We start from the raw sequence: 26,049 nt of genomic DNA, 5'->3' as shown, positions 1-26,049 counted from the left end.
TTCTGGCGAAGGGGCGGTTATAGTGCAATGCCAATCAGCTTACCACGACAGCGCTGTTGTCGTGGTATATGAAACATATCCAGCGGAGTTACAGGTGGGCCAACACAGTATTGTGCTGGGCTTTAGCTGCAACGGTTGATTTATTCAGCCGCAGTGTCAAGCGCATTGCACCAGCGTTTGATATTCATCAAAAGCAAAATGGTCTGTCATGCCACTGATAAAATCCTGCAGCAGACGACAGCGATAATACAATTCTAACGCCGTATCGTCGGGTGTTATTTGCGCTACTGCCTGCTGATAGGCAGCAACATGCTTATTGGGCAGTCGATGCGCCAGCCGTTGTTGTTGGCACAAGTGATAGCCGCGGTCTTGCAGTACAGCGGTAAAGTCTGCGCGTGATAATTGTAGTAGTGGTTGATAACTGTGTAGTAAGCCAGCAATAATGCGAAAGCCCTGCAGTTCCAGGGTTTCAACTTCACTCTGATTAAACACGAACTTACGCGCTACCTGTTTAAAGGTGGCGGTAATAGCATGATACTGGCTGTTATCTTCAAGCAAAGCACGGTTTAATGTGCCGTCATACACCTGAGCAATGTTACTGATAAACTGCGCTGCAGCATGGCGCACCAATGGGTGGATCATCATGACACGTAGTTTGATAAAAAAGGTTGAGGCGGCATTCACCGGCTCAGCCTCTGCACTATCTAAGGCGGCTTTAATGAGTGCTGAAAAACTGGCACTACCGCCGCGCTCAGTCTTAATTAAGCGCCCATCTGGCTCTAGTTCAGCAAAGGCAGTATTTAGCTGATGCGCCAGCTCTTTTAAGCTAAACAAGCCTTTTTCTACCGCATCTTCAATGTCGGCCAGGCAATACGAAATATCATCAGCGGCTTCCATAATGTATGTCAGCGGGTGACGACAGCCTGGTGCTGTAGCCAGTTCGCACCACAATTGCTCGACAAATTGCTGCTCACTGTAAAAATAGCCCGGTTTTTTTTGCAGGTAGCTAAGTGGATGTATTTTATCGGGTGTGCCGCTGGTGGCGCAGCGGGTGTACTTTAAAATGCAGGCAGTTTGCGCAAAAGTCAGATTCATCTGTTGTAAGCTGTGCACCAGCCGGATTGCTTGCGCGTTGCCTTCAAATTGCATCAGCTCAGTGCACAAGGTTTGCCACTGCGGATTGTGTTGCAGCTGGTGCTGCTGGGTGAGTTCAGGCAATGCGTCGCTAAACCACTGATTTATTGCACTTTCGCCGCTGTGACCAAACGGCGGGTTGCCCACGTCGTGTAGCAGGCAGGCCATTTCTACCAAGGATTCTACCGGCCGCTCCAATTCGCTAAGGCCATATTGCTCACATTGCGCTGCTGTTAAGCTACGAAACACCGATTGCACAATAAAACGGCCGCATTGTTGCACTTCCAGTGAATGGGTTAAGCGACTGCGTACCGCGGCATTACGCTCGAGCGGAAATACCTGGGTTTTTTGTTGCAAACGCCTTACCGCAGCAGAATGAATAATACGGCCACGATCGCTCTCTAACGCGCTGTGCAATTCGCCGCTGCGGCTTTGTAGTGGGCGGTCTGCTTTGATTTTATTGTGAAAGTCCATCAAATATCCCGGAATTGACCCTGTTGGCTCAGTGTGGCGTAAACCACAATAGCTTGTAAAGCCGTTGTCTAGCGCGCAAGGGTAAATGCCGGTTTCTGGCCTGATTGGCGCGACTAGCCCATGCTTTGAATTAACTCCAGCACAGCAGGGGCTAAAGCTTGTAAGCGAGTGTTTTGGCTGCTGCTGGTAAGCAAGTAAAGTGTCTGAAAAAAACTGCGGGTATTATGCAGTTTTGCTAGCCCCTGTTCACTTTGATACACCGCCTGCCAACTGGCAAATGGAGCCGGGCTGGCTAGGTCTTGCAGTTGTTTTAGCAAGGCTGGCTGGTCGATTTTTTCTTGCAGTAACAGGTATAACACTGGCAAGGCTATCCGCTTAGGTTCGCCAAAATGGTAAAAGTGCTGCTGCGGTGCAACCTGACTCAAAAGTGCGGTCAGCAGTGTTTGGCCCTGCGCTGCGCTTAGCGCTTTGTTCAGGCTGAGTTGTAATATGGCATCGGCGGTGTGGGCAACGTTATGTCGCCAGCCTTCCTGCTCAGAAAAGCCCCGGTAATCAGCAATAGCGGTCATAAATTGGGCTATTTTATCGACCACCTGCTGACGCTCGTTGGCATTCAGGTAGGGTTGCATCCGGTCAACCCGGACGACCTCTGCCAATATCAGCGCGGAAAATGCAGTACGAAACTGCTCTGCATCGTTGGCACTGTTTTGCAAGTTTAGCAGTAGTGCCTGCAACAGTTGTTGCACGGTGTTGGTACTGAGTAGATTGCTGCGCAGCCAATGCTGGTAAGCCTCATACACCACGCCATCGCGAATAGCCGGATTAGTATGCCCAACGCAAGGCAATAAACTAAGCGCGACTTGGTCAATTACCTGCCCTTTAGCGGGCTGAAACTGGTTGGCTTTTAAATTAACCAGCTGTGCATCACTAATAGTATTGTTACAGGCAGAATTTGCCAGGGCACAGCTACTGCATAGCAGTGCGAAAATAATGAATAAGAACCGTTGCATTGCTGGCTGTCCTTGTTTGTTAATTGCTTGGCGCGTGAAGCCACTTTTTATACTACAGCCAGCCTTTTTGCCGCGCAATGCGCGCGGCATCAATGCGGTTGGCGGCATTGAGTTTGCTGATGGCCTCAGATAAGTAATTGCGCGCGGTGCCTTCGGCAATATACAGCGCAGCGGCAATCTCACTGGTACTTTGACCATCTGCCGCCAGCCGCAGTGCCTGGCGCTCTTTTTCGCTTAGCGGGTCTTGTTCACCTAGTGAATTTAACAGCAATTCGCTGTCGACCACGCGCTTACCGGCCATTACCTGCTTTATCGCCTGCACCAGTTGCTCTACCGGGGCATCTTTTAATAAAAAACCACCCACGCCGGCATCCATCGCTCGCTTTACATAACCCGCGCGGCCAAAGGTGGTAATAATCACCACCTTGGTGGCTAACTTTTGCTGTTGCACGAACTGCGCCAGTTCAATGCCGGTTTGGCCGGGCATTTCAATATCGCTTAGCAGTAAATCAAAGGCTTGTTGTTTTAAAAGCCCAAGTGCCGCAGTGCCGTCGGCCGCTTCAGTTACCGTAAAGTTAGCTTCCAGGCGCAATAAGCTGGCCAGTGCGGTGCGGATCATCGCCTGATCTTCAGCCAGTAAAATGTTCATTGCGCGTTCTCCTGTTGCGGCAGTTGTATAAGGGCTGAGACGCCATGCTGTTGCTGCAACGTCAGGCTAGCGCCAATAGCCGCTAAGCGCTCGCGCAGGCCAGAAATGCCATTACCTTCTGTGATGGCAACGCTTTGGCCGTTATCGCTCAGGCAAATGCTAAACTCACTACCTTGCTGCAAAAAACTCAGGCTGCAACTGTCGCCTTTACTATGACGAATCACATTGGTCACTAATTCAGTGAGGGCCAGTATTAATGCAGTTTCACGTCTGGCATCCAGCTGCGGTATTTCGCCTTTTAGCACAGCCTGAAAACCGGCATCTCGCAAACGGCTGAGCAATTTAGTGACTGCTACGCTCAAGCCTTGATGTTTATAACCCGACACGCTTTGCCGTACCTGCCCCAGCGCATCACGTGCTATCTGGCTTAGCTCGGTCAGTTGCTGTTGCGCGGCATCCGCCTGCTGACGCGCCAGCAGTTTTTCGGCTAAATCGGCCTTTAGAATAATGCTGGATAAGGTATGGCCAAGAATATCATGCAAATCACGGGCTATGCGTTCGCGCTCTACCATGGTTGCCAATTGTTTTATTTCATCTTCACTTTGTAGCTCGGCCGCGCGATGCCGCTGCTTGGCTTGTTCGGCACGGCCGAGAAAACTCACGCCCAATACTATCGGCACACCCATGTACAAAAACAGCCGCCACGGAATTGTCAGGGTTAGTTCCAATAGCAACAACACAGCAACCAGCGCTGCCATCAGCCACAGGAAATGACGCAGCGAATAAGCGTAGCCGATAAAGAAGCCTGCATAGGCAAACATGGCAACAGAGCCGGGATTCACCGGGGTGATTAGCGTCGCCACTAACACGATACCGGCAATCGGCCAGTGCATGTCATTGCGACTGCAACGATACGCCCAAAAGTAACACAGCAAAAACAACAGTAGTGCCATGGCCATGCTGACGTATTGCCACAAAACAAAGCGCACGGTAAACAACGGAATAATATAAAAAATAAGGTTTATCAGATAAACCCAGCTCAGTTTACTTTCCAATTTATCGTATGGCGCCATTTATTGCTCCCGCACTTTGCCGGCACTCAGTGTACTCAGGATCCCGCAGGCAGCGCCAGTGACAAAGGTCATATTACTTGGTGGCAATTGTCATGTGCATTTACTGACAAGCGTTAGCTGTGTGACCAAGCCCAGCCGCATACACTGGCCTCATCAACAAAACAAACCAAACAACATTTACGGGGTACCCAACATGAAAGCATTTAACACAACACTACGCACACTGGTTCTGGCTTTAGGTTTAACGGGCGGCTTAGTTAGCTTTAGCTCCAGCGCGGCTCAAGCTGACAGGGCGCCAGTGGTGCAGCAGCAAGCCTGCGCCTGCTTCGACGTTACCGTCGTTGGCCAGGGCCCGGCCGTTATACTTATTCCGGGTGTGGCTTCATCTGGTGAGGTATGGCAAAGCACGGTTGACCTGCTAAAAGCCGACTATCAACTGCATATCTTTACTCTGGCCGGCTTTGCCGGGGTAAAACCGCTACCAATGCAAAGCTGGGGCGAGGGCTACCTGGCCACGCAACAACAGGCTATTTTGCGTTATATCAGTGAACAACAGCTGGATAAACCGGTGGTAATTGGCCACTCACTGGGCGGTTACCTGGCACTAGCCTTGGCCGCTAACGCACCTGAAACGATTGCAGCTGCTATCAATGTTGACGGCTTACCGGCATTGGGGGCCCTCTTCAAACAAAACAGCGCGCAAGGTAACGGGCAAACCAGCAGCACAACAAGCGATAACAAACCACAGCAAAACCGCGGCGGCTTTGACCCAATGAGTATGGCAAAAAGTATGGCCAGCAATGAGCAATGGCAGCAACGCATAGTGGCAGATATGTACCGCTCAGACGGTGCTACCTCGGGTCGGGTAATGGGCGAACTGATGCGGGCAGATTTACGGCCTCAGCTTGGCAAGATCCGCGTACCTGTGCTGACCTTGGGTGCATTGCAGCATGGCGCACCCTATAGCACGCCGGAGCAGGTACAGGCTAATTACGAGACGCAGTTAGCCAATGCACCGGCAGAGTTTCACCGCTTCGCTTTTGCCCGTGATTCCAAGCATTTTATTATGGCGGACGCACCAGACTGGCTGAATCAGCAAATTCAGCAGTTTTTGGCTAAACAGCAAGGTTAAGGAGGCAGCATGCAAGCAAATACCGAGGCGGTGCTGGCAGTGAATACACTGCACAAAGCCTATAACCGCCAGCCGGTACTGCAGGGGGTGTCGGTTGACCTTGCTGCCGGTGAAATTCTGGCAATACTTGGCCCCAATGGCGCCGGTAAAACCACACTGATCTCCGCCATTTTGGGGCTGGTAAAGGTTGATGGCGGCGACATCAGCTTGTTTGGCCAGCGCCAACAGGGCAGCAAACGCAGCTCAGCGCTGCGCCAGCGGCTGGGTGTGATGATGCAGATTGGCACGGCCAGTGCCAATTTAACGGTGGCCGAGCAGTGTGATTTGTTTGCCAGTTACTACCGTAACGGCAAAACGGTGGCGGAACTGCTACAGATAGCCGGTTTGCAAGCGCAAGCGCATAACCGTTTTGGCTTGCTGTCTGGTGGCCAGAAGCAGCGTTTGTTGTTTGCCTTGGCGCTGGCGGGCAAGCCAGACTTAGTGTTTCTTGATGAGCCTACTCTGGGCATGGATGTGCAGGCCCGCCGCGCGTTATGGCAGCAAATTCGTGAGCTTAAGCAAAGTGGTGTCAGCATAGTGCTAACCACCCATTATCTGGAAGAAGCTGAGCAACTAGCCGATAGCATAGCAGTATTGCAAGGTGGGCAGATTGTGGCGCAGGGCAGCCCGGCTCAGCTAACTGCACAAATCAGCGGTAAACAGATTTACTGCCACACGCTGTTGTCTGATCAACAGTTACTGGCCCTGCCGGCGGTGGTGCAACTTGAGCGGCAACAGCACCGCATTTGTCTGGTAAGCCAGGCGGCCGAGCAAACGGTGTTGGCGCTATTGCAGGCCGATGCCAATGTCAGCGCGCTGGAAGTGAAAGCGGTAGCGCTGGAGCAGGCGTTTTTACAGTTGACGACACAAGAGGAGGTAGCATGAGCGGTTTAAGTCTGTATTACAAAGAGGCGCGTTACGATTTACTCAGTATAGTGCGCACGCCGGCTTTTGTGCTACCAGCACTGGCCTTTCCACTGATGTTTTACCTGTTTTTCGGCGTGTTTTTTCGTGGCGGTGCCGGTGCCGATTATCTGCTGGTTACCTATAGTTGCTTTGGTATTATGGGCCCGGCCATGTTTAACTTTGCGGCCGGTATTGCCAGCGACCGTGCTCATGGCTGGTTAACGCTAAAGCAGTTATCGCCAATGCCGTTTAGTGCTTATTTGCTGGGCAAGCTTAGTACCAGTTTAGTGTTTTCAATGGTTATTTTGCTGCTACTATTTAGCGCTGGCGCGCTTTTGGGTAAGGTCGAGCTGCACACGTCACAGTGGCTGTTGCTGGCATTGACGATGCTGCTGGGCACCCTGCCGTTTGCATTATTGGGCCTGCTTTTGGGGTTAAGTTTGTCAGATAAAGCGGCGCCGGGTGTAGTGAACTTGCTCTATCTGCCAATGGCGTTTTTGTCTGGCTTGTGGCTACCGTTGTTTCTGTTTCCCGGTTGGCTGCAGCAATTGGCCTGGATTTGGCCCAGCTTTCATTTGTCACAGCTGGGTTTAAAGGTCATAGCGCAGGATCAGGGCGTGGCTATTGGGTGGCACCTGTTGGTACTGTTGGTAACCACCTTGCTGCTTGCCTTGGCCTGCGCCAGACGCTTTCGCCAGTTGTAAACCTTTACCAGGCATCAGGCGGCAAACTGCAAGCCGTACTGATTGCCTTTTTTCCATACACAACGCGCGCTGTTATGGCCAAACTGCTCGCTGTCCAGCGCGACTTCGTCACCGGTATCCAGTTTGCCCTGAAACAAAATACGCGCCCCGCCGCCTTTACTGATGTCAAGTAACTGGCAACTGGCTGCAGTCTCTTGCCATTGCAAGCTAGCCGGAGCATTTCCGGCCAGATAACGGGATTGCCCGCGCCGGTCAGCTAGTTTATCTGCAGCTGGAAAGTCGGGGTTTTGCGGCTGATAGGCGCCTGCAGCAATGCGCTGATAAACGCTGTCATGAATGCTGATATTAATTGGCGGATTATCAGCCTCGCCGTAAATGTTTCGCACCGATTCGCCGCCACCGAGTTTTTCCAGAATTTTATAACTGAAAGAATAGGAATTATGTGGTTGCATGTGTAGATCAGGTTTGCACAACGTCTCGAGGTAATGTTGATTAAAATCCAGCCCGAGATTGCGTGCCTTATTAACCATCCAAAGTAGCGTAATATCAGACAAACCACATTGTTGATAGCCACCACCAATATCGGCGTGAGCGCCGGCAAACCAGCATTGCTCCATCACCTGGTCCGGCTTTAGACTGCCGGTCCATAAATCTGGAATAAACGGGCCGCGCCGTTCATCCAGCGCCAGGGCATGGTAAGCATGTTTTACCAATGAGCTGATATGGGTGTTGTAAAAGCCAACCCACGGCTTGGTTAGTTTCCCTAGCAACCGAGTTGGCGCACCCAAAGCACCAACGGTATCAAACACGCCTACCATTTGAATGTCAGGTTTGTAGTTGCTTTCATATTGCGAGGTTGGGCGTTTTTCCGGAGCAGTGCGATAATACTGATAGGCGTTTTTAAGCTGATCTAAGCCATCTTTCTCTATCAGGCCGACACTACTGACCAACCCCACCAGTGCACGCGCTGTGAAAGCGCCACGGCTAAAACCAAGAAAATATAATTCATCACCCAAGTGATAGTTGTGCACCAGAAAGCGGTAGCCATCGAGTACATTTTTCTCCATACCATAGCCAAAGGCGCCGCCAATATATTTATCCACCGCGTCACCGGTGCCAATACCGTTGTCGTAAAACACCACTTGATGCATACCATCTGCGGCTTGCGGCTTAATGCTGCGTACCAATTTGGTTACATTGGTTGGGTCGTCGTCTGGCGCGTTCCAGGTACCGTCACAACAAATAATAATACGTTTTGCAGCTGTCATAGCGAAGCTCCTGAGTAACAATAGCCTGCCACACTGGGTTTAGTGACGGCGCGGTTGCAGGGCTAAGTATAGTGCATGCTGGCTAAAAAATGAGCGCTGCGATGTGGGTTACAGCTTACCTAATGACTTAACTGATATTTTTCCAGCCGGTACAGCAGCGTTTTGTAAGGCAACTGCAATAATTTGGCGGCCTGTGTTTTGTTACCCTGCGCCAGTTGTAACGACAGCTGCAGCAATTACAAGCGCTACTGGATGCAAAACACTAGTAGCAATTGCCGGTGTGCAGGCTAATGCATTGCCGGGTTGATGGCAATTTAGTGCAGTAACTCTGCCGGTAAACGCCAGCTGGTGGTGAGTGTTGTACCCTGCCAGGTTTGCAGCGTCAGCCAGACTTTATCTGTATTGCTTAAATGCGCTGGCGCTATAGCGTGCACATGCTGGCCGTGGCGGCTGCCGTGTAGTATACCTTCTTCACTTTGTTGCAACTGCGCCAGCGGCAAGGCGGCCGGGCCGATATTTACATAACCCTGGCGGATGGTACGGATATCGCCTTTGCTAAACATCAGCATAAAGTCTTTAACGTACTCGTCGTGGTGTGCATAGGGTGGTTCTAAATTCAGTGGCATTGGCGCTATTTCAAATTCGCCTACTTGCTGTGCCGGCCAGGCTGGCGGGAATTGGGGCGTTAATGACTGATACAAAAACCACAGTGGCAACAACAGCACCAGAGCGTTAAGTTTGTATTTGTGTCGCTGCCAAAAACTGTTACTACGCGCCATGGTTAATCTCCTGTAAAGAGCGGGCATTGCGGCTTGCACGCACGGCTTTAACGGTGCGGCTGCCCCACATCATAAAACCGGTAACTGACATGCCAGATAAAATCAGGCCAAACAAAAACCAGATGGCTTTGGTCCAAACGCCGCCAAGTGTGCCGTAGTGCAATGGGTCGGCAATATGCATTACCGATTGCAGTGCTGTCATGTTTGCTGGCGATTTTTCGTGGGCTATGTCGCCGGTCCAGGGATTAATGCTCAGGTTGTACGAGTACTGATCATAAAAGATATGCTCGCCGCCGCCCATCAGGCTATACATGCCGCGATTGTGCTCGGGCAACATGAGATAGCTGGGCTGAAAATTGGGGAAGCGCTGCTGCGCAATGTGCATGGCATCAGCAAAGCTAACCGGGGGGGCGCTGTGCTGCGCCGGAATATCCGTTACCGCCACCAATGGTGCATGTGGCTCGATATCAATATCGGCATGCCACATTACCGCCTGTACCAGATACCACAGCCCTGTGGCGCTCATCACCATCAAAAACCAAATAGACCAAACACCGGCTAAACGGTGTAAATCAGTCAGGATGGTTTTTTTACCCTGCTTAAAACGTATTTTCGGTTGGGTAAAGCTGCGCCAGAAGTTTTTGTAAATCACTAAGCCGGTCACCAGCGCACCCAGCATTACCAGCGCCATGGCAGACACTAAGTAATAGCCAATGCTATGGCTGCTTTGCCACGGAAACAGCAACCAGCCATGCAGGCTGCGCATAAAACCAATAAAGGTAATACCTTCATTGATTTGCTGAATTTTACCGCTGTACTGGTTTACGTAGGCAATAGCAAACGGCTTGTCTTGATCGGTAAATGTAATCGCATGCACCAGATAAGGCTCAAATAGCATAACACCACCAACATCAGCCGTTGGATATGCCTGCTGCACTTTAGCTACCAGCTCTGCCACTGGTTTTGCCGGCAGCTTATCCGGGTTAGTGGCGCGTGAGGCCGGGTTGGTTAACCAGGTCAATTCGTGACTGAATACCGCAATAGTGCCAGTAAGGCAGACGAAGCAGAAAATCAGCCAGATAGGCAGTGAAAACCAGCCGTGCAACTGAAACCAAAAACGATTATTGAGTTTTGCCATACTACCACTGCCTTTGTACCTTCATTCTTACCGCATAGTTTAATGCTAATGGTAATGCTTATCAACCGTAGTTGTAATTGATATTGATTCTCAATTACAATGATCAGCATCTTAAACAGCGACAGGATTTGTGATTTATGAAGTATTCAATGCTCGCCACCGGTATTGCCGCCGCCCTTAGCTTTTCTTTAAATGCTCAGCAACCAACCGTCAGTGAAGACGCCGTCGAAGTGATTACCGTGAAAAGTTCACGTGGTTTGATTTCGTATGTCAGCGCGTCCGGGGCCAAGTCAGACGCGCCCATTATTGAAACACCCTTGTCCGTATCCGTGTTAACTGAAGAGCGTATTGCCGATTTAGGCGCACTAACCGTACAAGACGCCCTGGGTTATGTCGCGGGTTTATATAACGGCCCCTACGGCCTTGATACCCGTGGCGACTGGTCACAAATTCGCGGCGTGTCGCCGGTGCAGTATCTGGATGGGTTAAAATCGCTGTTTGGTTACTACAATAATGTGCGTATTGCACCTTATGCACTGCAGCAAATAGAAATTTTAAAAGGCCCCAGCTCAGTGTTATATGGGCAGGGCTCCATTGGCGGTATCGTTAACTTAGTTAGCAAGAAACCAGAGCCGGTAACCAGCGGACAAGTTTGGGCGCAACTGGGTAATTATTCCCGCAAGCAGCTGGCCGGCGATATTACCGGGGCATTAAACGAAGACGCCTCATTGCAAGGGCGCATGGTCGCGCTGTGGCGCGACAGCGATACCCAAACCGACTATGTACCGGACAACAGTGTGGTACTGGCACCGTCATTGAGCTGGCAAGCCAGCGATGCCACTAAAATTACCGTTTTAGCCAATTACCAAAAAAATGAATCCGGTTCCAGTACGCAGTTTTTTCCGCATCAGGGCACTATATTGCCGAACGAGTTTGGCCAAATCCCCAGCAGCCGTTTTGTCTCGGAACCGGGCTTTGATCAATACGACACGGAGCAAACCGCCTTAACCGCCATTGTTGAACATGATTTATCCGCCGACTGGCAATTGCGCCTGGCCAGCCGTTATAGCGACAGCCATGCCGACTACCATACCATGTATGGTTGGGCGCCTAAGTTGCAGAACGACAACCGCAGTGTAAACCGGGTAGTGTATTTGAGTGATGCCAGCTCTCGCGCCCTGACCAGTGATTTACAGCTGCATGGCAAGCTGGAAACCGGCGCAGTAGAGCATACTTTGGTTGCGGGTTTTGATTATCAGCATGCTTACACCGACAACGACAGTTTTTATGCGGCTGGCGGCGGCCTGCTGGATTTATACAACCCGGTATATGGCCAGGTAGCTAACCTGCCTACCGAAGCCGATATTATCGATTATCCGTCCAGTACCACTTATCAGGCAGGGGTATATTTACAGGACAATATGAAAATTGCCGACAAATGGTTGCTGTCTGCCGCTATTCGTCGCGATAAGGCGACCACAAACCCTGAGTTATCTTCGTCAGCCAGCCAATATGCAACCACCGGCCGCTTAGGGTTTATGTACTTGTTTGACAGCGGCGTTTCTCCCTATATTTGTTTTAGCGAATCGTTTGAACCGCTACTGGGTGCAGATGCCTACGGCAATGCTTTTGAGCCGAAAAAAGGTGAGCAGTGGGAAGCGGGTTTAAAATACCAACCCAAGGGTACTGAGCATTTACTTACGGCTGCTGTATTTAATATTACCGAGCAAAATCGCACTACCACACTGTCGGCAGCTCAGGCGTCTGATCCGGCGGTGATAAACCCGAATGGTCAGGTGCAGGACGGTGAAGTAACTGCAGAGGGCATCGAACTGGAAGCTCAGCTGGCCTGGGAAGAATTGGATATCTACGCCAGTTATGCCTATATCGATGCCTATGTGAGTCAGAGCAATACGTTGGGTGAGATGGGCGCAACCTTGTCTGCCCAGCCAGAGCATTTAGCTTCCGTTTGGGCTACCTGGCGCCCGGCCATGTTGCAAAATTGGCAGTTTGGCGCCGGTGTGCGTTACGTTGGTGAAACATCCGATGGCACAGCTTATGTTGAGCAAGGCGGTGTCGTACTGAATGAACCGCTGACTACCGACAGTTACACGCTGTTTGATGCCATGGTAGGTTACAACTTTGGCGACTATAGCCTGAGCCTGCAAGCACAGAACATTACCGATAAAACGGTGATCACCTCCTGTTTAGCCCGCGGTGACTGCTTCTACGGCCAGCGCCGTGCGATCAGTGCCAACCTGCGTTATTCATTCTGATACGACTACCCGGTGCAGCTGTAATTACCTGCTGCACCGGTAACCAACCAGAATTCAGATCCCGTAAAACTTATCAGCGGATTTCCTCAGCTCATCAGCAATATTCCTTAGCTCGTTCAACAGTGTTGGCGTAAAGCATCTCAGCGCAGCAAACTGAGTGCAACTGATTACAACAACATAAATTAGCAGCGGGAAACATTATGAAAATCGAAAATGAAATCAAACTATTACGTGGCGCTGCTATCGCAAGCCTGGCACTGTCTGCGGTTATCCTGACTACCGGTATGAAAGCAGAACGGCAGGGCCATTTTGAAACTCTGACGGTTGAGCGGTTAAATATTGTGGAGGCCGATGGTACCGTAAAAATGCTGCTAACCAACACCGCCCGTTTTCCAACCACTGAACAGGTTAACGGCACCGTACTTAACGAAGATCGTAAAAAACGTTCCGGTATGCTGTTTTTCAATGAAGAAGGTATTGAAGCCGGTGGGTTTATTTATGATGGCAGCAAAAATGAACGTGGCCACAGTGCCGGTATGTCGCTGACATTTGATAAATACGACGGCGATCAGGTTATGCAATTGCTCACCGTGGATGAAAAACGTGGTGACAAGCGGGTTATCCGCTCAGGCTTAGCCTTTAATGACCGTGCCGAATTTGAAACGCAAAGCAGTACCCGTGAAATTATGCGCGAATTAAACCAAATAACTGATAAAGCCGAGCGGAATAAGAAAATCTCAGAATACGAACAGCAAGGCCTTATTGGTGGTGCACCGCGTATTTTATTAGGCAAAACAGCAGCACAAAACAACGGCCTGTTTCTGTTTGCTAAAGATGGCTCACCCCGAGCAATGTTTTTTGTAGACGAGCATGACGAGGTGCAGTTACAGTTTATAAACAGTAAAGGCGAGGTGACACATACCTGGTCTGGCGGTGACGCGAAATAACACAACCTAACGAGGCGCTGCCAGGCGCCTTTTAGCTTTAAGGATAATGGTCACGCTATGCTGCAACGATTTATGGCTTATCTTCAGGTCGACCGCACATTTTTACTACTGGTGTTTTTATTCAGCTACTTTATGGTGATTAGCAACAGAGTGCGCTCAGGCATGTTGTCCTGGTATACCTTTACGCCGGAAGGGCCGATTGCACAATTTCTGTCAGCACTACTCATTTTTATCCTGCTAAAGTTTTGGTTAACACGGCATAAGTTTGCCAAGCAGCAACTTAACTGGCGGCATTATTTACAGATTTTAATCATTGCCCTGCTGTGTTATCTGGCTTTTAGCAACATGACGGGCCTGCTTATAGCGGCGATATTTGGCAATATTGCGCGCAACTATAACGCCAATGCGCTGCTGCAAGCTAACTTAAGCTACATCGTTGAAGTGGTGATCTATGCCGGCATCTACCTGGCCTATCACCATAGTAAACAAGCTGAACAATATCGGCAGCAACTGGCTGACTACAATCAACAATTAGCACAATTACACATCCAGCAATTAAAAGCGCAAATGAACCCGCATTTTGTGTTTAACTCGCTAAATACGCTGGATGAGCTCATCACCCTCGACCCCGAACGGGCCAGTCAGTATCTGGATAACTTTGCCGGTTTATACCGCTTATCGCTACACAATGCCGAAAAGCAGCTGGTGGATTTAGCAAAAGAAATTGAGTTTTCTGCACATTATTTTAAATTGATGCAGGCCCGGGTTGGCGAGGGTTACCAGCTACAGATACAACAAGATACCCTGCCTGCAGGCCGCGTTATTCCGCCTTTTACCGTGCAAGTTTTGTTAGAAAACGTGTTTTTACATAATCAGGGCAGCAATGCTGCACCGTTGCAAATTAACATTAGTGCCACCCCAGACAGCCTGGTGGTGACTAACTTGCGCCGGCCCAAAGCCAAGGTGCAAGCCGGCAATGGTATAGGGTTAAAAAATTTAGCCCGGCAGTTGCGGTTTTTGACCGGGCGAAACTTACACATTGATGAGCAAGAGCATAAGTTTAGCGTAACAGTACCCTTAATGGATGCAGGATCAGTATGTATAACGCCGTAATCATTGAAGACGAACCATTGGCGCGTAGCAAACTATGCCGCCTGCTGCAGCAATTACCGGATCCGGTGACCGTGCTGGCCGAGCTTAGCAGCATCGCTGAGGTTGAGCGCTACTTCAGCGAACTTGACCACAGTATGCTGCTACCTGATATCATTTTTTCCGATATAGAGCTCAGCGACGGCAATGTCTTTAGCTGCTATCAACGTTTGATACCGCCGTGTCCGTTAATTTTTATTACTGCCTATGATCAATTTATGCTGCCTGCATTTGATACCTATGGTATTGCCTACCTGCTAAAACCTTACAATAGCGCTAAATTAGCCATGGCATGGCAAAAGTTTCGCGCCTTAACCGACAACAATAAAGCCGATAACGCCGTAGGACAGCTGCGGGCATTATTGCAGACACTGCCACCGGCAAAGGCTAAACCCGACTATGTATCACGCATCGCTATCCGCCATCAGCAGCATATTTATTTTTTGGAGGTGGCGAATATCGTTTACCTGCAAGCCGATGGTAGCCTGGTGATGGCATTTGATCACAGCGGCAAACGGCATTATTTACCCTATGCTTCGCTTAGCGCGGCAGAAGAGGTGCTGGACCCAAGCCGCTTTTTCCGCATTAATCGCAGCGATATCGTGCATGCAGACTATATCGAAAAATTAGAGCGGTACTGTAAAAATACCCTGACGGTGCATTTAAAGCGGCAGGCAGTGCAACTAAAAACCAGCCAGAGTCGCAATGGTGAGTTTACCCGCTGGCTGGGGCTTTAAATTGCAGACATAAGGCCAGCGGCAGCAAAGCCCGCTGGTGTTTAGTGCTAAAACGACCAGGTGGCGCCTAAGCTAAAATTACGAGGTGCACCATAGTTGTACTGTTGGGTTAAACCGTTGAAGTAGGTTTTATCAAACAGGTTGTGCACATTCAGCTGCAATGAAAGCTGCGGGTTAATCTCGTACCGCGCCATCAGGTTGGCCAGTACAAAGCTGTCTTGTTTAACCTGATAGCTTTGCTCGGTTAACAACAGCGGTATTACATCACTGTATGACTCACTCTCCCAGCTTAAACCGCCGCCTACTGTCAGGCCTGCCAGCGTATCGGTAAACTCATAGGTAGAAAACAGGTTCAGCTTTTTGCGTGGATGGTTAACATTAATATCCACGCCATTGCGGTCTTGCGCACTAAACTGCGAATAGCCGGCACTGATATTCCAACTGTCATCTACGCGGCCGATCACTTCCAGTTCAAAGCCTTTGCTTTCTGAACCGCGGGCAGCAAACGACGGGAAAAAGTTATTCGCCGGGTCGTTATAGGCCGCATCGGCCTGCGCCAGGTTATCCTGCTCGATGCGAAACACGGCAAAAGCCGTTTGTAATACGCCGTCGAGGAAGCTGCTTTTTACGCCAATTTCCTGGTTGCTGCCGACGATGGCATCGAGGAAGTTGCCGTTACGGTCATACGCATTTTGCGGCGTGAAAATTTCGGTATGGCTGGCGTACAGCATATGGTTGTCTGCTGCCTGATACGTCAGGCCAACATAGGGCACAAACTTATCATCGCCAAAATCCTGGGCGACACCGTAGTTTACGCCGGCGCGTTGCCACTCGGTGTAGCGGCCACCGGCAATCAGTTTCAGCTGTTCTGTGATGGCATAGCGTGTTGCTGCATAAAAGCCACGTTGGTCGGTATCAAGATCTACCGCTTGCTCCGCTGTGGTGGCCCAATCCGGCTCAGGGACACTGCCATCCCACTGATAAAAGTTACCGGTGCCAGGCCACACCAGGGCCGCATAGGTTTGCACTTCAGATTGTTGCCGGCTGTCTAAGGCGCCAATAACAAACTCATGCTCGCGACCCTGCAGGCTGTAGCTGCCCTGCAACTGAATATCAACGCTGGTTTGTTTGCTAAAACCTGTGCTGTTATACGGCCAGGCAAATAAGCCTTCGCCACTAGCCTGATCTGCAGCGCCGTAAATGTATAACAAGCGCGTGTCTGCGGTGTTTTTGTTGTGGTTCAGATTAACGTTTAACTGCCAGCCATTGTTAAACTGCTGGGTTAAGCTGGCAAAGTGGTTTTTGCTGGTAGAGTTCCAACGCGTCCAGTTAGCCGCGGTGGTGGTACTTCTGTCCCAGTTGGTTGGCGTGTCATCACTAAATAACGGTGGCAACGCTCCCCAGGTAGAAGCCGTGGGGTTATTGTCCTGATAGCTGCTGCCCAGGCTTAAGGTCATGCTGTTGCTCAAATCGGCGTCCAGCACGCCGTACAGTACTGTTTTATCTTCTTGCGCCAAATCGCGGAAGCTGTGGATAAGCTCTTTTTTCGCCACTATGCGGGCTCGTACATTACCGTCAGTTGTCAGCGGTGTGGTCACATCGGTGGTTAAAAAGCGTTTATTCCAGCTGCCAATGCCAGCGTTGACGTTACCGCTAAGTTCGCGAGCGTTGGCATGTTTGCGCACCAGGTTAATGGACGCAGACGGTTCGCCGACACCGGTTAACAGACCGGTAGCTCCGCGTACCACTTCAATCCGCTCGTAAATGGCTACATCGGTAATGGTTTCACCGGAGTCACCCGCCAGGCTCCAGGCCATAGGCACGCCATCAAGCTGAAATTTATCGATATCAAAACCACGGGCACTAAAGGTATTACGTGTGCTGTCAAACGATTTGGATGACAAGCCCGGTGTTTGCAGCACCGCATCGGCAATAGCGCTGATATCTAAATCTTTTATTCGTTGTGCCGTCATAACACTGACTGACTGCGGCGTTTCCAGCAGGGTTAAACCCAGGCCGGTAGCGGTGTCGATGGTTTCGTTAACCGTGTACTGGCCGCGTACGGTAATGGTTTCTACGGCTTTGTCATCATTTTTCTGCGAATCAGCAGCGACAACAACGGCGGGTAAACTCGCCAGCTGCACTGCCAACGCCAGTGTTAATTTGTTTATGGTTAACTGCATCATCACCTCCAAAAAAGTTCCGATGATCATACATTAATGATAACTATTATCAATAGCATTAAGTTTAACTTGCGGTAAAACGTTGCTGCCAACTGTTAGTTTAGTGTTCTGCCACTTAGTGTTGCGGTTTAGGCAAAGCACAGCACCAGGCTGATAATCACCCCGGTTACTAGCAGCTGCACCAAACAAAACCCCATAATGTCTTTCGCTTTTAGCCCGGCTATGGCCAACACAGGCAGCGCCCAAAATGGCTGAATTAGATTGGTCCAGGCATCGCCCCAGGCCACGGCCATGGCAATGCGGCTGACATCGGCCCCCAGCTCCAGTGCCGCCGGCAACATTACCGGCGCTTGTACCGCCCACTGGCCTCCACCAGAGGGGATAAAAATATTTACAATGCCGGCACTGATAAAGCTGTAGAACGCTAATGTTTCTGCGCTTGCAAAGCTGACAAACCACTGCGACATACTTTGCGCCAGGCCCGATTGCAGCATAATGGCCATAATGCCGGCGTAAAACGGAAATTGAATAACGATGCCTGCGCCACCTTGAATAGCCTGCTGCAGGCTGTGCAACAGACGCCGGGGTGTGCCGTGTAGCACGATGGCGAGAAATAAAAACAGAAAATTGACGATATTCAGATTTAATGTACCGCCTTTGGCAAAGTACTGCACCAAGTAAGCGACACCGGCAAAACCGACCAGTAAGGCCAATAGCAGGCTGTTTTCCAGTTTATCTGCCGGGCGTTCTGTGGTGCTGTCGGGCAGTGTTTCGTCCTGTAGTTTGGTTGCATCAACATAGACGCTGTCGCCGGTTTTGGGCAGCATCAGATAGTTAACCAGTGGAATAGCGATAAATAACAGCGCCACAAGAAACAGATTAAAGCCGGCAAAGACGGTGTCGCTGGTAGAGATAATACCAATTTGCGCCGCGCTAAAATGGTTTGGTGTAGCAATAGTTAGCGGTATTGAGCCTGCCAGACCGCCATGCCACACCACAAAACCGGAATAGGCGCTGGCTACCAGCAAGCGGTAGTCTACCTTGATGCGCCGTGCTAAGGCTTTGGCAAATAACGCGCCGACAACTAAACCAAAACCCCAGTTTAACCAGCTGGCGATTAATGAGATCACCGTTACCAGTAAAATGGCCTGGCCGGCGGTTTTTGCCAGCGCCGCCAAACGATCTAACAGCTCTTTAACCAAAGGAGTGCTGGCCAGCATATAGCCGGCCACCAGCACCAGTAGCATTTGCATGGAAAACCCCAGCAGCCCCCAAAAACCGTCGCCCCAGTAACCTATTACTGCAAGCGGGCTTTGCTGCTGCAATAGCACGGCAGCGGCAAACACCACTATGCTGAGCAACAACACAAAAACATAGGGATCTGGCAGGTAGCGTTCTACCATTTTAACAAGGGGTTTAGCAGCGGCGTTTAGCATAGTAGACTCATTATCAGGTTATTTATCCGGGTATTTAGCATGGCCGATTTTCGCAACAGCGCGCAGTATCAAACTACCTTAGCCCGGTTAATGGCGAAACTGCAATCCGACCTTTGTCTGCCAGCGGTTATCGGTATCAGTGGGGCTCAGGGCACGGGCAAAAGCACAGCGGCAACAGTTGGCGCAAGCTGAGCATCCGCTACTGGCGCAGCGCGGTGTGCCGGGAACTCATGATATGCAAACGGCTATCAGGGATGCCAATGCTGTACTGGCCGGCATGCCGGTAGCCTTGCCGCAGTTTGATAAAGCGCTGGACCAGCCGCAGCGGGTAGATTGTATTATCACATTGGATCAACAACATAACTTTGCGTCCATCAGCGGCAGATAACTAACGATGTAGTAGATAGCAATTGGGAAAAATAGCAATTGACAGCGTTGTCATTTTACCGTTAGGCTGTTTTTTAAACAATAATGGGGAACACTATGCGCTATTCATCATTTGCTGTACTGCTATTACTGGCCGGTTGCGGCCGGGATACAGATCCGGGTTCAAACCAAACTGCTGCTGCACCTGAGCAGGCCGGTTTTATGTTTGACGATTTTAACTATGCCAACTCCGATGCCTTATTTGCTAACGGCTGGACAGCACGCACAGAAACCGGCCATCCGGGTATTGCCGGCGCTGCCTGGTCGGCAGAAGGCATTAGTACTCATGATGCGCCGGGCGGTGCTCAGTTCGGTATTGCCCGCATGAGCTCAATAACCGATGGTAGCGGTGCCGGCACCCGCCACACGCAAATTTGCCATGCACGTAAATACCTATATGGCACCTATGCTGCGCGGGTGTTTTTCCGCAACGAACCTACTTACGGCCCGGATGGTGACGAAGTGATCCAGACCTTTTATGCCATCAGCCCGCTAGCGACGCCATTGGATCCGGATTACAGCGAAGTGGATTTTGAGTATCTGCCCAACGGTGGCTGGGGTGAAAACAGTGACAGTGCGATGTGGACCACCACCTGGGAAACCTTTCAGCTGGAGCCTTGGACCAAGGTCAACGAATACAGCCGCGTACCCGGTGACTATGCCGGCTGGCATACCCTGGTAATGAATGTAACCGCTGACGCAGTGCATTACTATGTTGATGGTAATTTAGTCGGCGAGCACAGTGCGGCCGTGGCACCGGAAGTGCCAATGTCGATGAATTTTAACCTGTGGTTTATGCCCAAAGGCGCTGATGGCTCTGTTGGTCCGATTGACTCAAGCGAATCACGCCAGTATCAACAGGATATTGACTGGGTGCTACATGTGGAAGATCAGCGGCTTAGTACCGCTGAAGTAGAGGCAAAGGTTGCCGCACTGCGTGCCGACGGGCAATATGCTGTGGATAGGGTGCCGGACAAAGGCCTACCTGCTTACTGTGGTTTGTAAACAGTGGTATGCCTATGCATTAGCTTTCTTATTGGCTGCTGATTAACTGCAACACCGGTTGCAAGGTGCGGCCAAAATGAATTTGTAAACTGGTTTGCTGGCGAGGGGCCAGGCGGATCTCAAAGGCTTGAGGGAACAGCCTGGCGCAATCGGCCATCACCGCCACTATATGGTCCTGATTAAAAATACGCTGGCCACCAGCGGTATTCGTCAGAGTGATAATCGCGACCCGCTCACCATTGTCGGCTGCCAGTAAGGCATAATTGTCTAGCTGTAACTCACTGCGTTTAGGCACGATGTGTTTATCGCGCTCACACTGCAATTGCACATCTTTAAACGGAGAATGCTCAAAGCGCAGCACCTGATCATTTTCAGGCTCATAAGCAAAAACAGATAGACTGAATAGGGCAAACAGCGGCCAAACTTTCATTTGAAATCCTTTTTAATCACAAAAAAGTTACATTGACGCTGTTATCGCACGATATATCGTGTTTGTACATAAAGTGTGGATACATTTCTGCTTCGTCACAGCTTGGGCATACAGCTCGAGATTTTAGCGTTAGAATAGCAACTTATCTTCATTACCTTACTATGCCATCATGTTATTGTTGCGCCGAGTATTATCCCATATAACAGAAGACTACCTGCTACTGACACTGCTGCTTTTGCTGTCAGTATTACTCTGGTTTAATCCCACTACCGCAGTGGGCCTTGTAGCGCTGGTAGACTGGCATATCATTGCCGCACTGGCGGGTTTAATGTTACTCAGCCGGGCACTGGAAGAAAGCGGCTATCTGGCCCGGTTTGCGGCCTGGCTGCTGCCGCGCTGCCATTCTGAGCGACTGTTGGCGCTGCTGATGTTACTGTTTGCGGCGCTGCTGTCGGCCATCGTTACCAATGATGTCGCCTTGTTTATACTGCTACCCATCAGCTTAAGTATTGGCCGTTTAACCGGTATGCCGGTGGGCAGATTAATTATTTTTCTGGCGCTGGCAGTTAATGCCGGCTCAGCTTTAACGCCGATAGGTAACCCGCAAAACCTGTTGCTGTGGCAAGCATCCGGCCATAGCTTTTGGCAATTTAGCCTGATGATGGCGCCGCTGGCGCTGAGTCTACTGCTGCTGGTCCTGCTGCTAAGTTGCCTGGCCTTTGGTGCGGCTACATTAACCATTACCGTGCCGCACGATAACAGTGGTGATAACCACCGGTTATTTGTCTGGTCGCTGGCCGGTTATCCACTGTTTATTCTGGCAATGGAGTATCAGTTCGCGCCCATCGCTGCCATTACCGTGTTGGCAGCCTATGCGGTGTTTAAGCGCAGCGTGGTAACGGGTATCGACTGGTTGTTGCTGTTGGTATTTATGCTGATGTTTATTGATCTTGGCTTGCTGGCGCAACTGCCGTTGTTGCAACAATTAGCCGCGCAGCTAATGGCGTTGCCTCATGGTAGCTATAACGGTTCAGCCTTGTTGTCGCAGTTTATATCCAATGTGCCTGCGGCGATTTTTCTGCAGCACTTCACCGCTGATTGGCGCGCACTTAGCTGGGGTGTAACAGTAGGCGGTTTTGGTTTGGCTGTCGGCTCGCTGGCGAATTTAATTGCGCTAAGGTTAAGCAAACAGCCGGGCCTTTGGCGTGAATTTCATTGCTGGTCGCTACCGGTGTTTCTGCTTAGTTTAGGCATTGGTCTGTTAATTTTGTAAACTTTAATTGAACCTTCCAATACTTTGCAGTCAAATACGCCAGCCTCCAGCACAGCAGTTTTATGAGTTAAGCTGGGCTTACAACTTCAATCACTTTCTGCTGGTGCATCAAGCTTTGAAGATGATTGACTGTTATTGTATTGTTTAATAAGGATTTTAAATGAAATTTGTTTTACCTTTTACGCTGTTTGTCTGTGTAAGTGCTGTGGCTGCAGAGCCATTTTCTTCAGAGGTAACCTTTAGCCATTTCAATAACAATTATGAAGACTATGGTTTTAGCAGCAATAATCTGGGCTACCGCTATTATCTCAGCGGCGATAGCTCTGAGCAAAACCTGCCTTATGCGGCTTTGCAGCAATTTGGCCGGCGCAGTTCAGTGGCGATTAATTATCTGAGTTCAGATATAGACCAGACCTTTTGGTATGACGGGCAATCACTCGACGCCTGGAATATTGGCGGCATCTATCAGTCGACTGAGCATGATTGGCATTTTTCGCTTGAGCACATGCGGTTAAGTAAGTTCTCCAGCCATAAAACCAGTTTCAGTGCAGGTTACTATATTCAACCTGGTTGGCTGGTAAAACTGCATTTGCAAAATGAAGACGTAGAAAACCGTGGCAGCTATCAGCATTTTGGCGTCAGTTCAGAGAAAATCTGGGTGTTTGACTCAGGCAGTTTTTTAAACTTTAGCGCAAGCTATTTCAATAACGATGGGATTCGTAGTGATAGCCTGGCTTTGGCATTAGATTATTATTTTGATTCAGCGCTATCTGTTGGCGCTTTTATTAACGAAAATACGACGGAAGATTATTTAGTCAGTGTCGATCGTGTCGGCGTTCGCAGTAGCTGGTTTGTTACACCACAATTGCAGCTTAAAGCCGGTATCGGGCTTGAAGATGCATCAGACTCAGAGTATGCCTGGGATTTGGGAGTCAGCTGGCGTTTTTAAGCTAAGCAACCACAGCATAATAGCGCGCTGTGGTTGATCAAGTTGATAGTGCCATTGGGTTCCGAGGCACTATCATTTTTCGCTGTATTGAAAATCTTCTGCCAGCCTAGTCAGCTGCGCCAGCTCAGTGTTTTTTTGCCGCACTTTTTGCTGCATCCGGTACATACCGAATAAGCATAGCGGCGATGCAATCAGGCTGTAAAACAGCAGCAGGGTGGTTGATGTTGCAGCCAACTGCCACCAATCTAGCAACCACAATGCGGCCGTAAACAGTATCAGTGCGGCACAGCTAAGCTGAGTGTAACGATAGTAACGCAAACTTAGTTGGCAAGCGCGCTGGCGAAATTGTAGCAGCCCGCTGCTGCTCCAGTTGTCGTAGGCCAGTATTGGCCGGTGTATATGCCAGCTAACATACAAGGTACCCAGCGCACCCAGCGCCAAAAACGCAGCGGCTAAGTACCCTATTGCATCCGGCATTGCCAATACCAGCCAGCAGGCGGCAGCGGCCATGACCAGCGCACCCAGCCACTCGGCATACATCAACAACTTTTGTTCACGCTGGCGCTGACTGGCCTGAGCTAAATCAGCCGCACTGGGCGGCGTGTCGTCCACCACGGGTTGTTGCTGCCAGCTTTTTGCCAGGGCGGCAAAATCAAAATTATCGGCCATCTTGCATTAACTCCATCAACTCTGTTTTGGCTCTGTTTAGCCGCACCCGTACGGCACCGTGGCTTATTTGCAGAATGTCTGCGATCTCCGGTGCATCTAAATCTTCCATCGCCAAAAGAATTACCTGGCGGTTAGCCGGCGATAAGCGTCTTACCGCCTGCATTAACTGTTGGCTTTGTTGCGCCTCGCCTAACTGCTCTGACGGACAATCATCCAACATTTGTTGCTGTATTTCTTCATCCAGCGGTTGCCACTTATGTCGTTGCGCCCTGGCTATATGGTCTACCGTCACATTGTGCACAATGCGAAACAGGTAAGCGCGCGGCAGCTCTGCGGCTTGCAACCTAGTTGCCGCTTGGTGCAATGCCAGAAAAATGTCCTGTTTTAAATCCTGCCGTGCTGCCGGGTCGGCTTCATTGGCCAACAGCGCACGGCTAATAGCGCCCTGATGCTGCTGCCACAGCTGCAATACAAAATCGATCGCGCTTTGCGCGCTATTAGGTGCTGTTGTCAAACTACGCTGCCTTGCTGTTGAGTTTGGGTTCGGGTAACGCCGCTTTTTACCACGCTTACCTGTTAAGTCTGGTTGTCTTCGCCAAGTGTTACATAAAAAAATAAAAAAATAATCTGTAACAGCTGACAAACAATCAATGACTTAACTGATGACGATTTTATAACAACGAGGATATCGCCATGGAAACCCTACAACAATTATTAACGCCATTTACGACAGCCTGGAATCAGGCTGATAGCCAACAGCTTATATCGTTCGGCATCTTTTTTGCGGCAATGTGGCTAATTGCTATTGTTGCGGAGGCTGCAATAGAAAAAGCCACCACGGGAGCTAAGAAATGGATACGTTAAATCAATTTCTCACAGCACTCAGCAAGGCCTGGCTACAAGCTGATGTACTGTTTTTAGTTAGCTTTGGTCTGTTCTTTTTCGCGCTGTGGTTTTTACCCAGTCTGCTAGCGCTGGCGTTTAACCGCCAGCATCTGGGCAAAATCGCGCTGTTAAATATTCCGGCGGGTGTTTCCTGGATTGCCTGGCTGGCGCTACTGGTATGGGCCATTACCGGCAAACTCAGTAATAAGCTGGCCGCCAAAGCCCGGTTAAAGCCGGTACTGTAATGCTCAGAGCTTAGTTAGAGGGCGACGCTGTCGCCTTCGTTCAAAATCAGCAGCGGCACCTGGCTTTCCAGTTGCTGCTGCATATGTAACAACCGCAACAAGGGTGAATGCGAGCTGATATCACCCATCTGCCAGCTGGCATTGCCGTATCCCCAGGGGATCATCACTTTACAGCCCAGCTCTTTTGCGGCCACTAACGCATCTTCCGGCGTAGTATGCACATAGCGGTACCAGTCACCGTCAGTTTCATGGTGATAAGAGGCTATCGGCAACAGGCAGATATCAATATCGCCATAGCGTTGCTGTATATCTTTAAAGTGGTCCGAGTAACCGGTATCGCCAGCGAAAAATAGTGTTTTATCGGCATATTCCAATAGCCAGCCGCCCCACAAAGCGCGGTTATTGTCATTGAATAGCTTGCGGCTGTTAAAATGGTGCGCCGGCAACAAATGAATGTTCAGTTCACCTTGCTGACTTTGGCTGTACCATGCTTGTTCAACAATGTTGTAGCCGCCATTAGGCATATAAGCCGCCATACCCAGCGGCAAATAATAGGTTGCAGCGGTGCCTATTTGCGCAATACTGGCATGGCTGAAGTGGTCGTAATGTAAATGCGAATATAGCACAGCGTCGGTAGCGGCTAATTGCTCTACACTCAGTGCAGGTGTGTAGGGGCGTTTGATAATGCCGGCCAGGTGCTGCGCCCAGTTTACCGGCCAGTCAAACTGGCCAAATACCGGATCAAACAGCAGTTGCTGGCCATCGGGCGTGTTAACTAAAAAGCTGGCATGCCCCAGCCATTGCAGGCTATAGCCGGTTTTTAGCTCCGGCGCCCGCTGCGTGCCAGTGAACTGGCAATCTTGTGCTGGTGCCTTACAAGCCACAGCCGGGTGTGCCGGATAACAGTTAGCCTCACAGGTTACCGGGTAGTCGGGGTAGCCTTTTTCTGGGCGGTACAGATTGCGGTACATGCCCTGGTTCTCACCCTCAGTAACCTGCTCTATCACTGCCCGCTCGCCAATCTGTTGTTGCACGTTGTTGGGTGTGCTACAGGCAGCCAGGCTGAAGATGACGATTAACGTAAGAAATGCAGAAGAGTGCATGGGTAGTCCTTTAGAGCCCTGACTTAATAG

At 50.2% G+C, this 26,049-nt stretch carries 28 protein-coding genes; 14 read left to right on the top strand and 14 right to left on the bottom strand.

Going from position 1 to position 26,049, the window contains the following annotated elements; all coding sequences use genetic code 11:
* Window positions 1–156 precede the first annotated feature (156 nt).
* The 4 genes from dgt to I4W93_RS16620 form a co-directional block, all read right to left on the bottom strand.
* On the bottom strand, window positions 157–1,608 hold the full coding sequence (gene dgt / locus I4W93_RS16635) for a dGTPase (RefSeq protein WP_205311918.1): 1,452 nt from the start codon (window positions 1,606–1,608) through the stop codon (window positions 157–159).
* Window positions 1,609–1,721: 113 nt separating this feature from the next.
* On the bottom strand, window positions 1,722–2,618 hold the full coding sequence (locus I4W93_RS16630) for a DUF2785 domain-containing protein (RefSeq protein ID WP_205311917.1): 897 nt from the start codon (window positions 2,616–2,618) through the stop codon (window positions 1,722–1,724).
* Window positions 2,619–2,670: 52 nt separating this feature from the next.
* Window positions 2,671–3,267 carry a response regulator transcription factor gene (locus tag I4W93_RS16625; RefSeq protein WP_205311916.1) on the bottom strand — a complete coding sequence of 199 codons (597 nt, stop codon included), beginning with the start codon at window positions 3,265–3,267 and terminating at the stop codon, window positions 2,671–2,673.
* Complete coding sequence (locus tag I4W93_RS16620; RefSeq protein WP_205311915.1) at window positions 3,264–4,340, bottom strand: sensor histidine kinase; 1,077 nt, start codon at window positions 4,338–4,340, stop codon at window positions 3,264–3,266. The genes I4W93_RS16625 and I4W93_RS16620 overlap by 4 nt, the downstream gene beginning before the upstream one ends.
* 193 nt (window positions 4,341–4,533) lie before the next feature.
* Here I4W93_RS16620 and I4W93_RS16615 point away from each other — a divergent pair, with 193 nt between their 5' ends.
* Genes I4W93_RS16615 through I4W93_RS16605 form a run of 3 tightly spaced genes read left to right on the top strand, consistent with a single transcriptional unit; the run spans window position 4,534 to window position 7,121 of the window.
* Window positions 4,534–5,472 carry an alpha/beta fold hydrolase gene (locus tag I4W93_RS16615; RefSeq protein WP_205311914.1) on the top strand — a complete coding sequence of 313 codons (939 nt, stop codon included), beginning with the start codon at window positions 4,534–4,536 and terminating at the stop codon, window positions 5,470–5,472.
* 9 nt (window positions 5,473–5,481) lie between these two features.
* Window positions 5,482–6,396: an ABC transporter ATP-binding protein gene (locus tag I4W93_RS16610; RefSeq protein ID WP_205311913.1), complete on the top strand. Its 915-nt coding sequence runs from the start codon at window positions 5,482–5,484 to the stop codon at window positions 6,394–6,396.
* The gene (locus I4W93_RS16605; protein WP_205311912.1) at window positions 6,393–7,121 is read left to right on the top strand and encodes an ABC transporter permease; all 729 of its coding nucleotides are present in this window, start codon (window positions 6,393–6,395) and stop codon (window positions 7,119–7,121) included. The genes I4W93_RS16610 and I4W93_RS16605 overlap by 4 nt, the downstream gene beginning before the upstream one ends.
* A 14-nt stretch (window positions 7,122–7,135) precedes the next feature.
* Here the strand turns inward: I4W93_RS16605 and I4W93_RS16600 are convergent, their stop codons facing one another.
* The 4 genes from I4W93_RS16600 to I4W93_RS16585 all read right to left on the bottom strand — a co-directional run bounded on the left by I4W93_RS16600 (window position 7,136) and on the right by I4W93_RS16585 (window position 10,306).
* Window positions 7,136–8,389 (bottom strand): phospholipase effector Tle1 domain-containing protein, encoded by a 1,254-nt coding sequence (locus I4W93_RS16600; protein ID WP_205311911.1) that lies wholly within the window; start codon window positions 8,387–8,389, stop codon window positions 7,136–7,138.
* 119 nt (window positions 8,390–8,508) lie between these two features.
* On the bottom strand, window positions 8,509–8,625 hold the full coding sequence (locus I4W93_RS20560; protein WP_205311910.1) for a helix-turn-helix domain-containing protein: 117 nt from the start codon (window positions 8,623–8,625) through the stop codon (window positions 8,509–8,511).
* A 78-nt stretch (window positions 8,626–8,703) separates the two neighbouring features.
* The gene (locus I4W93_RS16590) at window positions 8,704–9,168 is read right to left on the bottom strand and encodes a PA2404 family protein (protein WP_205311909.1); all 465 of its coding nucleotides are present in this window, start codon (window positions 9,166–9,168) and stop codon (window positions 8,704–8,706) included.
* The gene (locus I4W93_RS16585; protein ID WP_205311908.1) at window positions 9,158–10,306 is read right to left on the bottom strand and encodes a PepSY-associated TM helix domain-containing protein; all 1,149 of its coding nucleotides are present in this window, start codon (window positions 10,304–10,306) and stop codon (window positions 9,158–9,160) included. The genes I4W93_RS16590 and I4W93_RS16585 overlap by 11 nt, the downstream gene beginning before the upstream one ends.
* Before the next feature lie 137 nt (window positions 10,307–10,443).
* Here I4W93_RS16585 and I4W93_RS16580 point away from each other — a divergent pair, with 137 nt between their 5' ends.
* The 4 genes from I4W93_RS16580 (at window position 10,444) to I4W93_RS16565 (ending at window position 15,415) form a co-directional block, all read left to right on the top strand.
* On the top strand, window positions 10,444–12,582 hold the full coding sequence (locus I4W93_RS16580; RefSeq protein WP_205311907.1) for a TonB-dependent siderophore receptor: 2,139 nt from the start codon (window positions 10,444–10,446) through the stop codon (window positions 12,580–12,582).
* Between the two features lie 200 nt (window positions 12,583–12,782).
* Window positions 12,783–13,529 carry a hypothetical protein gene (locus I4W93_RS16575; protein WP_205311906.1) on the top strand — a complete coding sequence of 249 codons (747 nt, stop codon included), beginning with the start codon at window positions 12,783–12,785 and terminating at the stop codon, window positions 13,527–13,529.
* A 57-nt stretch (window positions 13,530–13,586) separates the two neighbouring features.
* On the top strand, window positions 13,587–14,642 hold the full coding sequence (locus tag I4W93_RS16570) for a sensor histidine kinase (RefSeq protein WP_205311905.1): 1,056 nt from the start codon (window positions 13,587–13,589) through the stop codon (window positions 14,640–14,642).
* On the top strand, window positions 14,627–15,415 hold the full coding sequence (locus I4W93_RS16565) for a LytR/AlgR family response regulator transcription factor (protein WP_205311904.1): 789 nt from the start codon (window positions 14,627–14,629) through the stop codon (window positions 15,413–15,415). Before I4W93_RS16570 ends, I4W93_RS16565 begins: the two co-directional genes overlap by 16 nt.
* A 47-nt stretch (window positions 15,416–15,462) precedes the next feature.
* On the opposite strand, the gene I4W93_RS16560 is transcribed toward I4W93_RS16565, so the two are convergent.
* Together I4W93_RS16560 and I4W93_RS16555 are read right to left on the bottom strand one after the other, a co-directional pair.
* Window positions 15,463–17,598: a TonB-dependent siderophore receptor gene (locus I4W93_RS16560; protein ID WP_205311903.1), complete on the bottom strand. Its 2,136-nt coding sequence runs from the start codon at window positions 17,596–17,598 to the stop codon at window positions 15,463–15,465.
* 128 nt (window positions 17,599–17,726) lie between these two features.
* Window positions 17,727–19,034, bottom strand: coding sequence for a short-chain fatty acid transporter (locus tag I4W93_RS16555; protein ID WP_205311902.1), 1,308 nt, complete (start codon window positions 19,032–19,034; stop codon window positions 17,727–17,729).
* Between the two features lie 39 nt (window positions 19,035–19,073).
* Between I4W93_RS16555 and I4W93_RS16550 the strand changes: the two genes are divergently transcribed.
* From I4W93_RS16550 to I4W93_RS16540, 3 genes are all read left to right on the top strand, one after another.
* Complete coding sequence (locus I4W93_RS16550) at window positions 19,074–19,226, top strand: hypothetical protein (protein ID WP_205311901.1); 153 nt, start codon at window positions 19,074–19,076, stop codon at window positions 19,224–19,226.
* A complete protein-coding gene (locus I4W93_RS16545) occupies window positions 19,213–19,422 on the top strand; it encodes a hypothetical protein (RefSeq protein ID WP_205311900.1) in 210 nt (69 codons plus the stop codon). The genes I4W93_RS16550 and I4W93_RS16545 overlap by 14 nt, the downstream gene beginning before the upstream one ends.
* A gap of 95 nt (window positions 19,423–19,517) precedes the next feature.
* On the top strand, window positions 19,518–20,465 hold the full coding sequence (locus tag I4W93_RS16540) for a glycoside hydrolase family 16 protein (RefSeq protein ID WP_205311899.1): 948 nt from the start codon (window positions 19,518–19,520) through the stop codon (window positions 20,463–20,465).
* A 28-nt stretch (window positions 20,466–20,493) separates the two neighbouring features.
* Here I4W93_RS16540 and I4W93_RS16535 read toward each other — a convergent pair whose 3' ends face one another.
* A complete protein-coding gene (locus tag I4W93_RS16535) occupies window positions 20,494–20,895 on the bottom strand; it encodes a hypothetical protein (protein WP_205311898.1) in 402 nt (133 codons plus the stop codon).
* 169 nt (window positions 20,896–21,064) lie between these two features.
* Here I4W93_RS16535 and I4W93_RS16530 point away from each other — a divergent pair, with 169 nt between their 5' ends.
* Window positions 21,065–22,168, top strand: a complete 1,104-nt coding sequence (locus I4W93_RS16530; protein ID WP_224673511.1) for an SLC13 family permease — start codon at window positions 21,065–21,067, stop codon at window positions 22,166–22,168.
* 160 nt (window positions 22,169–22,328) lie between these two features.
* On the top strand, window positions 22,329–23,117 hold the full coding sequence (locus I4W93_RS16525) for a putative porin (protein ID WP_205311896.1): 789 nt from the start codon (window positions 22,329–22,331) through the stop codon (window positions 23,115–23,117).
* A 72-nt stretch (window positions 23,118–23,189) separates the two neighbouring features.
* Here I4W93_RS16525 and I4W93_RS16520 read toward each other — a convergent pair whose 3' ends face one another.
* Together I4W93_RS16520 and I4W93_RS16515 are read right to left on the bottom strand one after the other, a co-directional pair.
* Window positions 23,190–23,786, bottom strand: coding sequence for a hypothetical protein (locus I4W93_RS16520; protein ID WP_205311895.1), 597 nt, complete (start codon window positions 23,784–23,786; stop codon window positions 23,190–23,192).
* Window positions 23,776–24,300: an RNA polymerase sigma factor gene (locus tag I4W93_RS16515; RefSeq protein ID WP_205311894.1), complete on the bottom strand. Its 525-nt coding sequence runs from the start codon at window positions 24,298–24,300 to the stop codon at window positions 23,776–23,778. Before I4W93_RS16515 ends, I4W93_RS16520 begins: the two co-directional genes overlap by 11 nt.
* A 179-nt stretch (window positions 24,301–24,479) precedes the next feature.
* Between I4W93_RS16515 and I4W93_RS16510 the strand changes: the two genes are divergently transcribed.
* On the top strand, window positions 24,480–24,650 hold the full coding sequence (locus tag I4W93_RS16510) for a hypothetical protein (protein ID WP_205311893.1): 171 nt from the start codon (window positions 24,480–24,482) through the stop codon (window positions 24,648–24,650).
* Window positions 24,638–24,916: a superinfection immunity protein gene (locus tag I4W93_RS16505; RefSeq protein WP_205311892.1), complete on the top strand. Its 279-nt coding sequence runs from the start codon at window positions 24,638–24,640 to the stop codon at window positions 24,914–24,916. Before I4W93_RS16510 ends, I4W93_RS16505 begins: the two co-directional genes overlap by 13 nt.
* Window positions 24,917–24,930: 14 nt before the next feature.
* Here the strand turns inward: I4W93_RS16505 and I4W93_RS16500 are convergent, their stop codons facing one another.
* A complete protein-coding gene (locus I4W93_RS16500) occupies window positions 24,931–26,019 on the bottom strand; it encodes an MBL fold metallo-hydrolase (protein WP_205311891.1) in 1,089 nt (362 codons plus the stop codon).
* Window positions 26,020–26,049: the final 30 nt, after the last annotated feature.

The organism is Rheinheimera maricola (genome assembly GCF_016918075.2).
In the GTDB taxonomy this organism is placed as follows: Bacteria; Pseudomonadota; Gammaproteobacteria; order Enterobacterales; family Alteromonadaceae; genus Alishewanella; species Alishewanella maricola_A.
This window is presented reverse-complemented; position numbering and strand designations above follow the sequence as displayed.

Excerpts from the sequence above, each read along its gene's own strand:
- dgt (WP_205311918.1), bottom strand. The coding sequence starts at position 1,608 with ATGGACTTTCACAATAAAATCAAAGCAGACCGCCCACTACAAAGCCGC.
- I4W93_RS16630 (WP_205311917.1), bottom strand. The coding sequence starts at position 2,618 with ATGCAACGGTTCTTATTCATTATTTTCGCACTGCTATGCAGTAGCTGT.
- I4W93_RS16625 (WP_205311916.1), bottom strand. The coding sequence starts at position 3,267 with ATGAACATTTTACTGGCTGAAGATCAGGCGATGATCCGCACCGCACTG.
- I4W93_RS16620 (WP_205311915.1), bottom strand. The coding sequence starts at position 4,340 with ATGGCGCCATACGATAAATTGGAAAGTAAACTGAGCTGGGTTTATCTG.
- I4W93_RS16615 (WP_205311914.1), top strand. The coding sequence starts at position 4,534 with ATGAAAGCATTTAACACAACACTACGCACACTGGTTCTGGCTTTAGGT.
- I4W93_RS16610 (WP_205311913.1), top strand. The coding sequence starts at position 5,482 with ATGCAAGCAAATACCGAGGCGGTGCTGGCAGTGAATACACTGCACAAA.
- I4W93_RS16605 (WP_205311912.1), top strand. The coding sequence starts at position 6,393 with ATGAGCGGTTTAAGTCTGTATTACAAAGAGGCGCGTTACGATTTACTC.
- I4W93_RS16600 (WP_205311911.1), bottom strand. The coding sequence starts at position 8,389 with ATGACAGCTGCAAAACGTATTATTATTTGTTGTGACGGTACCTGGAAC.
- I4W93_RS16590 (WP_205311909.1), bottom strand. The coding sequence starts at position 9,168 with ATGGCGCGTAGTAACAGTTTTTGGCAGCGACACAAATACAAACTTAAC.
- I4W93_RS16585 (WP_205311908.1), bottom strand. The coding sequence starts at position 10,306 with ATGGCAAAACTCAATAATCGTTTTTGGTTTCAGTTGCACGGCTGGTTT.
- I4W93_RS16580 (WP_205311907.1), top strand. The coding sequence starts at position 10,444 with ATGAAGTATTCAATGCTCGCCACCGGTATTGCCGCCGCCCTTAGCTTT.
- I4W93_RS16575 (WP_205311906.1), top strand. The coding sequence starts at position 12,783 with ATGAAAATCGAAAATGAAATCAAACTATTACGTGGCGCTGCTATCGCA.
- I4W93_RS16570 (WP_205311905.1), top strand. The coding sequence starts at position 13,587 with ATGCTGCAACGATTTATGGCTTATCTTCAGGTCGACCGCACATTTTTA.
- I4W93_RS16565 (WP_205311904.1), top strand. The coding sequence starts at position 14,627 with ATGTATAACGCCGTAATCATTGAAGACGAACCATTGGCGCGTAGCAAA.
- I4W93_RS16560 (WP_205311903.1), bottom strand. The coding sequence starts at position 17,598 with ATGCAGTTAACCATAAACAAATTAACACTGGCGTTGGCAGTGCAGCTG.
- I4W93_RS16555 (WP_205311902.1), bottom strand. The coding sequence starts at position 19,034 with ATGCTAAACGCCGCTGCTAAACCCCTTGTTAAAATGGTAGAACGCTAC.
- I4W93_RS16550 (WP_205311901.1), top strand. The coding sequence starts at position 19,074 with ATGGCCGATTTTCGCAACAGCGCGCAGTATCAAACTACCTTAGCCCGG.
- I4W93_RS16540 (WP_205311899.1), top strand. The coding sequence starts at position 19,518 with ATGCGCTATTCATCATTTGCTGTACTGCTATTACTGGCCGGTTGCGGC.
- I4W93_RS16535 (WP_205311898.1), bottom strand. The coding sequence starts at position 20,895 with ATGAAAGTTTGGCCGCTGTTTGCCCTATTCAGTCTATCTGTTTTTGCT.
- I4W93_RS16530 (WP_224673511.1), top strand. The coding sequence starts at position 21,065 with ATGTTATTGTTGCGCCGAGTATTATCCCATATAACAGAAGACTACCTG.
- I4W93_RS16525 (WP_205311896.1), top strand. The coding sequence starts at position 22,329 with ATGAAATTTGTTTTACCTTTTACGCTGTTTGTCTGTGTAAGTGCTGTG.
- I4W93_RS16520 (WP_205311895.1), bottom strand. The coding sequence starts at position 23,786 with ATGGCCGATAATTTTGATTTTGCCGCCCTGGCAAAAAGCTGGCAGCAA.
- I4W93_RS16510 (WP_205311893.1), top strand. The coding sequence starts at position 24,480 with ATGGAAACCCTACAACAATTATTAACGCCATTTACGACAGCCTGGAAT.
- I4W93_RS16505 (WP_205311892.1), top strand. The coding sequence starts at position 24,638 with ATGGATACGTTAAATCAATTTCTCACAGCACTCAGCAAGGCCTGGCTA.
- I4W93_RS16500 (WP_205311891.1), bottom strand. The coding sequence starts at position 26,019 with ATGCACTCTTCTGCATTTCTTACGTTAATCGTCATCTTCAGCCTGGCT.